This is a genomic window from Desulfosarcina widdelii (genome assembly GCF_009688965.1).
GTDB lineage: Bacteria > Desulfobacterota > Desulfobacteria > Desulfobacterales > Desulfosarcinaceae > Desulfosarcina > Desulfosarcina widdelii.
The window spans coordinates 2,497,034-2,509,953 of sequence record NZ_AP021875.1 but is presented as its reverse complement, the minus strand read 5'-3'; the positions used below and the strand labels follow the sequence as shown (position 1 = coordinate 2,509,953).

The window sequence follows — 12,920 nt, the reverse complement described above, 5'->3', positions numbered from 1 at the left end:
TTCCGGGAGAGGATGCCGCCATGATCAAAGAAAAGCCGATTTATTTCAGCGAGGTTTCGCAGTGTGTCGATCGGATCGTCGAAACCGTCGGAAAAACCATCGTATTCGGCATGCCGCTGGCACTGGGCAAGCCCAACCATCTGGTCAACGCTCTTTACCGTCGCGCCAAATCCGATCCTGAAATCCGACTGACGATTTTGACGGCCCTTTCCCTGGAACGCCCGCGATGCTCGGGAGAACTGGAACAGCGATTCATGGCCCCCATTGCGAAACGACTCTGGGATGGTTTCGTGGAATTCGACTATGTGGCGGATCTGCGCAGCAATAACCTGCCGTCCAACGTGACGGTTTCCGAATTTTTCGTCAAGGCCGGCGGCTACCTGGGAAATGAAGCGGCCCAGCGAAACTATATCTCCTCCAACTACACCCATGTGATCCGCGATATTCTGGACCGCGGGCTCAACGTCATGGGCAATTTGATCGCCAAGCGCCGGATGGGCAGCGAAACGCGCTATTCCATGAGTTGCAATGCGGATCTGCCTCTGGAACTGTTGGACCATCTGGATAACGTGCGCCGATCCGGTAGAAAGATCGTCACCGTCGGGCAGGTGAACACCAATCTGCCTTTCATGTACGGCGATGCCGAAGTCACCCCGGACGTCTACGACCTGGTCATCGACAGCCCGCAGTACGATTTTCCGCTGTTCAGCGTCCCGAAACAGGCGGTGGCCACCGCCGATCACATGATTGGCGCTCATGTCAGTTCCCTGGTCAAAGACGGCGGAACCCTGCAGATCGGCATCGGGTCCCTGGGCGACGGCATTGCCGAAAGCCTGATCATGCGCCACCGGCACAACGCAACCTATCGGGAACTATTGGCGGATGCGGGCATCGAGGATCGCAACGGCGATCTGGTGGATCGCATCGGCGGCCGGGGGATGTTCGAACAGGGGCTTTACGGTGCCACGGAAATGTTTGTGGACGTCTTCATGCAGTTGTATCGCAGCGGCATCGTCAAACGCAAAGTGTACGAAGACGAAACTATCCAGGGCCTGGTCAACGACGGCACGCTCCAAGAAACCATCGATCCCGGCGTTTTGGACAGGCTTATCGAAAAAGGGGCGATTTCGCCGCAACTCGGCCAGGCGGATTTCGACTGGCTTCAGCGGTTCGGCATTTTCCGAAGTGACCTGTCCCTTGCCGGCGATACCATCCGGAACCACACACGCTCCTGGCCGGCTGATCTTTCCAGAGCCGAGAACCGGGAGCGGGTGGCCCGGGATTGCCTGGGAACCCGGCTGGAAAACGGCACCGTTTGCCAGGCCGCTTTTTTCATCGGCCCGCGGCAGTTCTACGACAGCCTCAATGCCATGAGCGAGCGCGAACGCAAGCTGTTCTGCATGACCGGCGTCAACAAGGTCAACCAGCTCTATGGCGACGAACGGCTTCGGCGCCTGCAGCGTAAGGATGGACGATTCGTCAACGCCGGCATGATGGTGACCCTGCTGGGCGCCGTGACCTCGGACTGCCTGGAGTGCGGCAATGTCATTTCCGGTGTGGGCGGCCAGTATAATTTCGTCTCCATGGCCCATGCCTTGGACGACGGGCGGCTGATCATGATGATTCGCAGCACCCGCTGCAAGGGTAGCAAGGTGCTTTCAAATATTGTTTTCAACTACGGCCACGTCACCATCCCCCGCCACTTGCGGGATATCGTGGTGACCGAATACGGCATCGCCGATCTGCGGGGCAAAAGCGATGAAGAGGTCATTAAGGCCATGCTCAACATCGCCGATTCCCGGTTTCAGGAAGGTCTTTTGGCCCAGGCCAAACAAACCGGTAAAATCTCCCGCGACTACCGAATTCCTGAGGCATTTCGTCACAACACCCCCGCGCGGCTGGAAAAGCTGCTGGTACCCTATCGGCGTCAGCGGTTTTTCCGCGCGTTTCCCTTTGGTTCGGATTTCACCGAGGAGGAGATTGTCATCGGAAAAGCCCTGAAAGACCTCCAGCGCAAGGCGGCCTCGGGCAAGCTTCGGCTGGCGCCGGCCGTTTTGCGGCAGTTGCTCAAAAAACCGGATGAGGCGCTGTGGCCCTATCTGGCGCGCATGGGGCTGACGGAGCCTTCGGGGATCAAAGAGCGGATCATGCAGGCGGCGGTCAGCTACGCCCTGGAGGCGAACGTGGAAAATGCGCCCAAGGCCGGATGCGGATGCCGTCTCGATGCCATGGAGGCCGTCCAGAACCAGCATTGACGAGATTCAGGGAACGGTGACCGACGGGAACCGCGCGGTGTCGGTGTGGGGCAGAAATTTGGCCGCGGAAAACCGGTTCATGAAATCCTGGTTTACGTTCAGCTCCATGTAGGTGATGCTGTCGCGGATCGAATGGATGCGGTCGAAGCAGTCCGGCTCTGCCAGCACCCGGGAAGCGCCGCCCAGGGAGCTGTTGCCGATGCTTTGATATCGTTCGAGGGGCAGGTCGGGGATCATGCCGATGGTAATGGCCGATACGGGGTCGATATAGGCGCCGAAGGTGCCGGCGACGAAAAAGGTATCCAGGTCGTTTTGCTGCATGCCGACACTGTCGGTTATCGTTTCCAGAATGGTGTACATGGCGGCCTTGGAGCGGATCAAACTGTCCAGATCGGCCTGGGAGATGCAAAGATCTTCGCCGGTGCCCGACCGGTTGGCGGGGACGAGGGTCAGATGGCCCAGCTCGTCACGCATGGAAAAGCGATCCCCGCACCGTTCGGGAACCAGCTTGCCGCGAATGTCCACCACGGCCGAGCGAAACAGGGCCGCGGCCAGATCGATGACGCCGGACCCGCAGATGCCGCGGGGCGGTTGATCTTCGATGGTGTGAATCTGAAATTCCAGCGTCTCCGGATCGATGGCGATGCGGTCGATGACGCCCGGCCCGGCGGTGGTTCCCATGCGGGTGACGCCGCCTTCCAGCGCTGGTCCGGCCGCACCGGCGCAGGCCATCATCCAGTGGCGGTTGCCCAGCACCACCTCGGCATTGGTGCCCACATCCACCAGAATGGCCGTCTCTTCCCTTTGATCCATGTCGCAGTGCAAAATCCCCGCGATCAGGTCGCCGCCGAAGTAGCTGCCCACGTTGGGGAACACCAGCACCCGGGCCTGGGGATGAAGATCAAGGCCCAGTTCGGCCGCCCGGACCACGTCGGGACGGTTCACCACGGGGATGTACGGCTCCCGGATCATCCAGCGCGGATTCAATCCCAGCAGCAGATGGGTCATGGCCGTGTTGCCGGCCACGGATGCCAGGTGGATGCTCTCCCTGCCGATGGCGCAACGCTCGCAAAGGCGTTCGGTTTCCGCATTGATGCCTTCGACGATGAGGCGGTTGAGCCGTTCCAGTCCTTCGGGGGTTTCCACATGATGGATGCGGGCCAGCACGTCGGGCCCCACCGCAATCTGGGGGTTGTCGAACACCGTTTCGCCAAGGTGCCCGCCGGTTGAAAGATCGACGATCCGCAGCACCACCCGGGTGGTGCCCAGATCGATGGCCAGACCGCAAAGGGCCTCGGCCGCGTCGGGCGGCGCCAGGTGGACCAGCATCCCCCTCCCCGAAACATCTTTGAACACCACTGCCTTCGCACGAAAATTCCATGCTCGCATCCGGTCGGGGATCGTTTTCAACAGGTCCGGAGAAATATTGACGGTCGGCGTTTTCAGGGCCTTTTTCAAGGCCGCTTCCAGGCGATCGGCGTCGGCGGTGTTGTCTTCCAGTGAAGGGGGGGGCAGGGTGACGGTTTTCACCCAGCGGTCGCTGTCTGTTGGTGTCATGAGTCGATCCTGCGAAGCGGTTGAACAGTCATCATCGGGTGTGGTGGGCAAGCGTTCTTAAGGGGAATCCAGCCGCTCTTTAACCGCCTCGACCAATTGGGGCATGATGCGGCCTGCGTCGCCCATGAGGGGCAGGTTGCTGATGCGGCCGGTCAGTGGCGTCGGCTCGGGGTTGATTTCAATGATTCGGGCGCCGTTTTCCCGGGCGATGAAAGGCATGCTGGCCGCCGGCTGGACCATGGCCGAGGTGCCGATGACCAGCATCACGTCACAGCCCGAGGAAATTTGCTGGGATCGGACCATGGCTTCGGTGGGGATCATCTCACCGAAAAATACGCAGTCCGGCCGCAGTATTCCGCCGCAGTCGCATTGGGGTGGGATCCGGGCGATATCGACCTCGGCGGTCGGGTGAAGCTGCCCGCATTCCGTGCAGCGCTGCCAGGCGAAATTTCCATGGAACTCGATGACATCACTGCTGCCCGCCGCTTGATGCAGGCCGTCCACATTCTGGGTGATTACTGTTGCCAGCTTTCCCAGGCGTTCCAGATCCACCAGGCCGGTGTGGGCGGGATTAGGCCGGGCCCTGTCCAGGACCGTTTTCATCTCCTTGATGAGCAGGTTCCAGACACGCTCGGGGTTCTCTATGAAGGCGTCGATGTGGGCGACTTCCATGGGGTCCATCTTTTCCCACAGGCCGCCTTTGCCACGAAAGGGCGGGATGCCGCTTTCAACGGAAATGCCGGCGCCGGTCAGGGCGACCACGGATTTGGCCTGGGAGAGGATATCGGCTGCGCGCTCGATGGGGTCGGAAAGCATGTTGGGGTCGATCATCATAAAAAGCCTACAGCCTGAATTGCATATCCGTGCCAACGGCGAAGCACTCCAGCGTCTCGCCTTTTTCGGCGATGATCTGCCGGCAGCGATCGACGATCGCGTCTACCTGGTCGTCGGTGCGCTCCTGGTTGAGATGAAACAGCCCCAGTCGCTTGACCCCGGCCTGAAACGCCAGATTCAACACATCGGTATAGGAGGAGTGCCCCCATTCGATGAGGTTTGCGTATTCGGCTTCGGTGTATTCTCCATCGTGGATCAACAGGTCCGCGCCGGTGCAAAAATCGACATAGTCCTGAAAGGGAAGCCCTCCGGGATGAACGAACCCGAGTTCGTTGTCGGTGATGAAAACGAACGTTTTCCCGTTTTCGATGAATTTATACCCTTTTCCGGTATTGGGGTGGCTGATGGGGATGGGTACCACGGTAGCCGATCCGATCGTAAATTCCGCAGGGTGGCCTTCCTCCCAGACGATTTTGGCTTTGAGATCGATATACCGAACCGGGAAGTTGGGCGGCGCCATGACCTTTGAAAACATGCTTTCCATGAATTTCTTGTGGAACGGCGCCCGATGCATGTGAATTTCGGTTTTGGAAAGAAACAGGGGTTTGAAGAACGGAAACCCCATCAGATGGTCCCAGTGGCCGTGGGTGAGCAGAAAGTTGTAACGATAGCGGCCTTCTTCGATGAGATGATTGCCCAACCGCCGGATGCCGGTTCCCGCATCCACGATAATGATATCGTCGCTTTCGGTACGGATGTCGATACAGGTCGTATCGCCGCCGTACTTGATGTACGATTTCCCGGAGACAGGTATGGATCCTCTGGAGCCCCAGCACGTAATGACCATGGTCTGCCCTTTTTAAAACCGCGTCGTCAAACGGTTGCACCGTAAAAGGTGTGCCAAATACCATTTTGATCCCAGCGGCAAAAGATTTCCACCGGGAGATCGGCCAGCACCGACTCGATACGTGCGGCTTCACTGCGCATCAGTCCGGACAGAATGAAGCGCTTCTTGTTGAGAAAACCCGCGGATCGGACAAGGTTTTTCATGACATCGTAATGGATATTCGATACCACAAGGTCGCTCGTAAAGTCTATAAATTTCTCGGCATCCCCTTGCGCCACAAGGATTCGGTCCGTCAGTCCATTGAGGCGAACGTTTCTTTGTGCGGTTTGGCTGGCCAGCAGGGTGAGGTCGGTGGCCAGAACTTTGGGACAGCCCAACCGGGCGGCCGCCAGCGCCAGCAGGCCGGTCCCCGTACCCAGATCCAGGGCGGCTTGGATCTGCCCGTCGTCAAAGGCCATCTGCAGCGCCTCCATACAGTCGCGGGTCGTGGGGTGGGTGCCGGTGCCGAAAACGACGCCCGGATCGAGCAGGATGGTCGCGGCCGGGAGCCCGTCGGGCGGTGTGTTCCAAGGCGGGGCGATGGTAAAGGGACCGATGTCGCAGGGCACGATTTCACCACCCTGCCACTGATCGTAGGTCATGTGGTAATGGTCGATCAACGACAGACCGGGCAGTTCAGCAACGGCTTTCTCGACCAGGGTCGGGTTTGGTCGGGTAAAAAAGAGAAAAGAGAAGTCTCCCTCTTCCCAGGTGCCGATGTAGTGGTCGGGATTAAAATTCCGGGGCGGTCGGAATTTTCCCGACACGTAGTAAATGTAAAGATCCTGATAAGGGTTGGATGTCATGGCCTGGAGAATTGCTGCGACCGGACGGCTACGATTTTTTCGGCAGTTGGTCCAGGTACCAATCCATGGGGTCGATCAATGTGTACCCCATACCCGTCAGCTTCTTTTTGATTCTGGCGACATTGTTGGTGAGCAGATAGGGAAACACGGCCCGCTTGCCCTCCTCCCAGGTCCGTGCGACCAGAACGCTGCCGAACGAGATGTTCTCTTCGGTGATGGCGTCGACGATCCTTTTCAACTGGCCCACCTTCTCTTCCACTTCGATTCCCACCAGGGTGCCGGGCTGACCGATTCCCAGGACATTGATAAAGGCGCGCAAAAGATCCCGGACGGACAGGATCCCTTTGAGTTTGCCCTCGTCGTCCACAACGGGAAAGGCGCCCACCCGCTCTTTCTGGATCATCAGCAGGGCGTCCTGGATGGTGTACATGGGAGAGATGGTTTTGGGGTTGCGGGTCATGATCTCTTCCACCTTCATCCGGGCCAGTTCCTCCCGTTTGCTGGGATCACATTTCTCCTTGAGCAGCTCGTAGGGCATGGCGCTGCGGACATCCCGGTCTGTGACGATGCCGATCAGAACGTTTTCGGCGTCGACAACGGGCAGGTGGCGGATGCCTTTGGCAGCCATCTTCTCCTGGGCCTCAAAAACGGATGCGTCTTTATCGATGGTAATGACTTCCGAAACCATGGAGCGGCTTACGAACATAGTTGTATCCTCCAATCGTTATGTCTTTATTTCGTGCTCACGAATTGAGAAGTGACACGGAAAAGCCATTCTTTTTTTGCCAATGGTGCCCTTATCCTTCCAGCAGAATCCTGACGTGGTTGGCTGCCAGTTCCCCGAGCTTTTCCAGGCAATAGCCGCCCTCCAGCACCGAAAGCACCCGGCCGTCGGCATACTGGCGGCCCAGTTGCATAATCGTTTCCATGATCCAGGAGTAGCCTTCGGTGGTGAGGGAGACATCGGACATGTCGTCGCTCTCATGGCCGTCAAATCCGGTGGAGACGAGAAGCACCTCCGGCTTGAAGCGTTCGAAGACCGGCAGCAGGTCGCTCTGCAGCAGTTTTCGGTAGATGTCGTCTCCCTGGCCGGGCAGCACGGGAGAATTTTTGGTGAATCCCGCACCAATTTCGACGCCGGCCTCGAATTCGCGGCCGGTTCCCGGAAAGGCAAAGGAGGGATGCTGGTGGATGGAGTAGTAAAAGACCGTGGGGTCCTTTTCGAACAGGTGCTGGGTGCCGTTGCCATGGTGGACATCGAAGTCAACGATGCCGACTCGCTGGATGCCGAATTCCATCTGCAGGTAGCGGGCCGCTATGGCCACGTTGTTGAAGTAGCAGAACCCCATGGCCTGATTGTACTCGGCGTGATGGCCGGGAGGCCGGACGGCGCAAAAGGCGTTGTCCAGTTCTCCCTCCATGATCCGTCTGGCGGCGTCCAGAACCCCCCCCACCGCCAGGAACGCCGTCTCGTAGGTGTCGACGCACATCTGGTTGTCGGGGTAGTCGAAAGTGCGGTTGCCGGACAGGCAGACCTCTTCGAAGCGGCGAATGTATCTCGGATCGTGTACCGCTTCGATCCACTTGATATCGGCCCGGACGGCCGGAATGAGGATAAGCTGATCCAGCAGACCGGCCGCCTTGATGCCCTCGTAAACGGCGGTGAGGCGTTCGGCCATCTCCGGATGGTAGGGTCCCGTATCGTGGAGCAGATACCTGTTGTCGTGCAAGTAGCCGGTTTTTTTCATAGGCTTCCTTCTCCCGTGAATCCGGGCGATCGGGTTGGCAAGCGCTTACAACGGCCGTTGCTGCACAATAGGGCGCCGGGTCCCTGTACTGAAATGGTTCTTATTTCAGGGAATGACCCGGTCGAAAATCGAGTAGGCGGCCTTCAGCGCCGGGTTATTTGCGTCGATTTCGATTGTGGGGCGGCCCTCCAGATCGTATTCATAGACCTGTTCGTCTTCCGGAATTACTCCGGCCAGTTCCAGCCCCGCCTCGTCGATCATTGTTTTGACCTCGCCGGTGGGGTCATTTTTGGCCTGGTTGACGATGATATAGGCTTTGGTCACCCCGAGGTTCAAGTCATTGGCCAGCTTGTGGATGCGCAGCCCTGCCTGCAGGCCTCGCCTGGACGTGTCGGTAACGATCAGCAGCACTTCCACATTCTTGGTGGTCAGCCGGCTCAGGTGTTCCATGCCGGCCTCGTTGTCCATGACCACATAAGGGTAGTTGCCGGAGAGCCTTTCCAGAAATCCGGTCAGCAGGGTGTTGGCGGCACAATAGCAGCCGGACCCTTCCGGCTGGCCCATGACCACCAGGTCGAACCCCGCCTGTTCCATGATGGCCTGTTCCATACGCATGGATATAAAGACGTCTTTGGTCATACCGCTGGGGACGCTTCCTTTTTTCATTTCCTCGCGGGCATGGCCCAGGGTGTCGGTGACCTCCAGGCCCAGAACTTCGTTCAGGTTGGCGTTGGCGTCGGCATCGACTGCCAACACCGGGCCTTTTCCCCGGTCAACCAGATATTTGATCAGCAGGCCGGATACGGTGGTTTTTCCAGTTCCTCCTTTGCCGGCCATTGCGATGGATACGGGCATAGTGCAAAACTCCTTTCAGCGTCTTCGGACGTGCTAATTATGCAGGCCGCAGGAGGGGGCACGGCAGCCTGCTTTCGAACGATTCACAGCTTGTTAAGCTAGTTATGAAAAACAGTCAAGGGTAGAAACCGGTGCGAACATCCCCTCCATCGGTATCGGTATCGCAGTCGGACCCCGTAACCGATTCGCTATTGCCATCGAATCCAATCCTTACCCCCTGTCTTAAAAATATCCAAGGACGATCCCCAAAGGGACGAAGCGTAGGGTGAGGGGTAAAGGCAATCCCGTATTACAATCTCCGATCCAACGGCGGTTGTCCGGTTTTAAAGGACGCGCTACGCCTTGCCAATAAAGATGCCATGTGGTAGATTTGCCAACAATGTTCCCGACTTCGATGCAGTTCCGATCCCATTCATGAAAAAGGAGATTCTGATGTTCGATCTGGTTAGAAAAAGCATGCTTGCCGGCGTCGGCCTGGCCCTTAAGGCTTGGGACGAGGTGGAAGATCTGGCCAAAGAAGTGGCCGAGCAGAGCAAGATGACCGAAAAAGAAGGGCGCAAGTTCATCGACGAACTGCAAGACCGCTATGAGGATGCCCAGAAGAAGCTGGAGGAGCGCGTCGAGAAGAGCGTCAAAGACCTGCTCAAAAAAGCCGACGTGGTCACCCAGGACGACCTCAAGGGCCTTAAAAAAGAGATCCGCGACCTGAAGAAGTTGATCAGCAGTCAGGGCGACGATTCTGCGTCCTGATGCTGGCCGGATGATCAGCATACGTAAAATCGGCGTTTTCGGCCGCACCTATCGGAACCTGAACCGCTACCGCCAGATTCTGGGGGTTTTTTTCAAATACGGTTTCGAAGATATCATCGAGCTGCTGAAGATCGACCAGTATATCGAGATCGGTCTGCAGGTGATTTCCCGAAATCGCAAGGAGCGCATGGAACGCCTCTCCAGGGCGGTGCGGGTCCGGATGGCCATCGAGGAACTGGGGCCGACCTACATCAAGTTGGGCCAGATCCTCTCTACCCGTCCGGACTTGGTGCCCGTAGATTTCGTCCGCGAGCTGGCCAAGCTTCAGGACAAAGTCCCCTCGTTTCCCTTTTCGGACGTCACCCGCATTATCCGCGACGAAACCGGCCAACCGGTCGACAGCCTTTTCGATTATCTGGATCCCGAGCCATTGGCCTCGGCGTCCATCGGGCAGGTTCACCGGGCCCGGCTCAAGGACGGTGAGGAGGTGGCGGTCAAGGTGCAGCGGCCGGGGATCCGCAAAATTGTGGAGGTGGACCTGGAGATCATGCTCCACCTGGCCACCCTGGCCGAGCGCCACATCGAGGAGCTGGCCCACCACCGGCCGGTCAAAATCGTCGAAGAATTCGCCCGCTCCATCGAAAAGGAGATGAACTACACCCTGGAAGCCACCAGCATGGAGCGGGTGGCCCGATCTTTTCTCCACGACGATACGGTATACATCCCCAAGGTGTACCGGGAAGCCACCACCGAACGGGTTCTGACCACCGAGTTCATCGACGGCGTCAAGGTTTCCCTGCTGGATCGCCTCGATGACAACGGCTACGACCGCAAATTGATCACCCGGCGCGGGGCCGATATCCTGCTGACCCAGATTTTCGAGCACGGCTTTTTCCACGCCGATCCCCATCCCGGCAACCTGTTCGTCTTGCCCAAGAACGTTATCTGCCTGCTGGACTTCGGTATGATGGGCAGTGTGGAGCGCGCCACGCGAGAGGCCTTCGTGGAACTGGTGGACGCCGTGGTGCGCCGTGACGAACCGCGCACCACCCGGGTGCTGCTCAAACTAACCCTCTGGGACGAAGAGCCGGACATGCGCCTACTGGGCAAGGACGTGGCCGATTTCATGGGCGAACACCTTTACCGGCCCTTGAAGGACATTCATGTCGGCAAGCTGCTGCAGAACATGCTCGAACTGGCCGCCCAGCATCGGATGCGAATTCCCCCGGAGATTTTTCTGATGATGAAAGCCATCAGCACCGTAGAGGGGGTGGGGTTGGAACTGGATCCCGACTTCGACATGATCGCCCACGCCGAACCGTTCATCAAGCAGGTCAAACTCTCCCGGTTTTCTCCCAGGCGTTTGAGCAGCGATGCGCTGAGCATCGTCGCCCAGTACCTGGATTTCATACAGGAGTTTCCCAAAGACCTGTTGGAGATCACCCGCACCATCCGCCAGAAGAAGCTGACCTTCATGCTGGAACTGAAAAACATGGAGAAGATGCTTCACACCCACGATCAGATCAGCAACCGCGTCTCTTTTGCGATCATCATCGCCGCGCTGATCATCGGATCGGCCCTGATCGTCATCTCCAAAACCCCGCCGCTGTTTTACGGCATCTCCCTGATCGGCATCATCGGATTTCTGGCCGCCGCCATCATGGGCTTGTGGCTGCTGGTGGCAATCATTAAAAAAGGGAAGCTGTAACCACCATCGATTTCAATCCATTTGGAAAGTACCCCATGAATCTCAAGAACCACGTTCGCAACGAATTCGGGAAAACCGACACACCGGAAAACACCGTCCGAAATATTACCGCCGGTTTCGATCGGCTGAGCTACAATATCCGCTATATGCCTTTTACGGTTTCGGACCGGATTCACTGGTCCCAGATCGGGATCGACGCCATTGACTTGCAGTGCCAGGGCAAAGGACTGACGCCGGCGCTGTGCCAGGCCAGCGCCCATGCCGAGCTGGCCGAGCGCTTCAGCGGAGGGCTGTTTTTTCAGGCATTCGAAGAAAAGGTGCGCTTCAACATGCCCGCCCTTTACAGCCGGCAGGTAAACCGCTTTTTGAATTTCGAGTGGCTGGACGGCTATGTCAACAGCTACCAGGACGACCTGAAAGAAGACTGCCTGACCATCGAAACCCTGCTGCGCCACCAGCCCCATTTGAGTTCGGTGGATATCGACAGAATCAAAGACAGCCGGATGGCCCGGCACTGGGTGGACGGATATTCCGTAGTGCGGGACAAAACCGTCAAGGTGCCCGTCAATTTCGTTACCTATATCAACGCGTCCAACGGCATGGCCGCCGGAAACACCCTTGAAGAGGCCATTGTCCAGGCCACCTGCGAAGTGTTCGAACGGCACACCCAGATCCAGATCATCAAACCCGAGCAGCGGGTCCCAACCATCGACAAGGTAACTTTGAACAATGGCCGTCTGGCGCCCATGCTGGCCTTTTACGAAAGCCAGAACGTGGAGGTCATTGTAAAAGACTTCTCCATGGACGGCCGATTTCCCAGCATTGGGGTGCTTTTCATCAATCACAACCTTCCGCCGGGAAGACTGGAGCACAAGATTCTCGTGCCCGGCGTTGCCTTTAATATGGAAGAAGCGCTGAGCCGCTGTCTGACCGAATACATGCAGGGCCGCGGCACCCTGTCCGTGCCCCGGCCTGATCTGGACCGGCCGGTGGTGCATCGCTCGCGCGTCTCCAATCTGTACCTGCTGTTCAAGTGCTGCATCTCTCAAAAGGACATCTCCTTTCTCGAAGAAGGGGAGACCGTTGCCTTCAGGGATCGCCAAAGCGAGGATATCCTGTCGGAAATCGAAGCCATCAAAAAGATCTGCAAAAGTCTTGAAACCGATTTCATCGTTGTGGACCTCACCCACCCGGTGCTTCAGTTTCCTGTGGCAAGAGTGGTCCTGCCGGGTATTTCGGATTTTCTTCCATTCGTGCACGGCGATATTCTGACTTCCGTCGATACCCGTCCGGATTCCACCTGGCGCGGAGAATCGTTTAAACAGGTGATGGAATCGTTTTTTATTTCCGATTGTCCGGAATAACCTTTTCGTAGCTGTTCACGGGGTTGAAGCGCCCAATGAATTTCAATCCCTCGCACGGTAAGCGTTTACAGGCTGCCGTAGATGCGAGGCGCCGGGCATGCAGACGTACTATTCCGTACTTCAAATGCCCGGGAACAAAGCAGATGCGGTGCCCTGT

11 protein-coding genes are annotated in these 12,920 nt (G+C 57.7%); 4 read left to right on the top strand and 7 right to left on the bottom strand.

Annotated features, from left to right (window positions below; all coding sequences use genetic code 11):
- The first annotated feature begins 20 nt into the window (after positions 1–20).
- A complete protein-coding gene (locus tag GN111_RS11855; protein ID WP_155303947.1) occupies positions 21–2,255 on the top strand; it encodes an acetyl-CoA hydrolase/transferase C-terminal domain-containing protein in 2,235 nt (744 codons plus the stop codon).
- A 6-nt stretch (positions 2,256–2,261) separates the two neighbouring features.
- On the opposite strand, the gene GN111_RS11850 is transcribed toward GN111_RS11855, so the two are convergent.
- The 7 genes from GN111_RS11850 to GN111_RS11820 form a co-directional block, all read right to left on the bottom strand.
- On the bottom strand, positions 2,262–3,812 hold the full coding sequence (locus GN111_RS11850; protein ID WP_155303946.1) for an ASKHA domain-containing protein: 1,551 nt from the start codon (positions 3,810–3,812) through the stop codon (positions 2,262–2,264).
- Positions 3,813–3,869: 57 nt separating this feature from the next.
- Positions 3,870–4,646, bottom strand: a complete 777-nt coding sequence (locus GN111_RS11845; protein WP_231715724.1) for an SIR2 family NAD-dependent protein deacylase — start codon at positions 4,644–4,646, stop codon at positions 3,870–3,872.
- Between the two features lie 7 nt (positions 4,647–4,653).
- Entirely contained in the window at positions 4,654–5,493 is an 840-nt protein-coding gene (locus GN111_RS11840; RefSeq protein WP_155303945.1) for an MBL fold metallo-hydrolase, read from the bottom strand.
- A 26-nt stretch (positions 5,494–5,519) separates the two neighbouring features.
- Positions 5,520–6,338, bottom strand: coding sequence for a 50S ribosomal protein L11 methyltransferase (locus GN111_RS11835; protein WP_155303944.1), 819 nt, complete (start codon positions 6,336–6,338; stop codon positions 5,520–5,522).
- Between the two features lie 28 nt (positions 6,339–6,366).
- A complete protein-coding gene (locus GN111_RS11830; RefSeq protein ID WP_155303943.1) occupies positions 6,367–7,044 on the bottom strand; it encodes a CBS and ACT domain-containing protein in 678 nt (225 codons plus the stop codon).
- A gap of 91 nt (positions 7,045–7,135) precedes the next feature.
- Positions 7,136–8,086 (bottom strand): histone deacetylase family protein, encoded by a 951-nt coding sequence (locus GN111_RS11825; protein ID WP_155303942.1) that lies wholly within the window; start codon positions 8,084–8,086, stop codon positions 7,136–7,138.
- Positions 8,087–8,191: 105 nt separating this feature from the next.
- Complete coding sequence (locus GN111_RS11820; protein WP_155303941.1) at positions 8,192–8,941, bottom strand: ATP-binding protein; 750 nt, start codon at positions 8,939–8,941, stop codon at positions 8,192–8,194.
- Between the two features lie 432 nt (positions 8,942–9,373).
- On the opposite strand from GN111_RS11820, the gene GN111_RS11815 reads away from it, so the two are divergent.
- Genes GN111_RS11815 through GN111_RS11805 form a run of 3 tightly spaced genes read left to right on the top strand, consistent with a single transcriptional unit; the run spans position 9,374 to position 12,763 of the window.
- On the top strand, positions 9,374–9,691 hold the full coding sequence (locus tag GN111_RS11815; protein ID WP_155303940.1) for a phasin family protein: 318 nt from the start codon (positions 9,374–9,376) through the stop codon (positions 9,689–9,691).
- Between the two features lie 10 nt (positions 9,692–9,701).
- On the top strand, positions 9,702–11,399 hold the full coding sequence (locus GN111_RS11810; protein ID WP_155303939.1) for an ABC1 kinase family protein: 1,698 nt from the start codon (positions 9,702–9,704) through the stop codon (positions 11,397–11,399).
- Between the two features lie 35 nt (positions 11,400–11,434).
- Positions 11,435–12,763, top strand: a complete 1,329-nt coding sequence (locus GN111_RS11805) for a YcaO-like family protein (protein WP_155303938.1) — start codon at positions 11,435–11,437, stop codon at positions 12,761–12,763.
- Positions 12,764–12,920 lie beyond the last annotated feature (157 nt).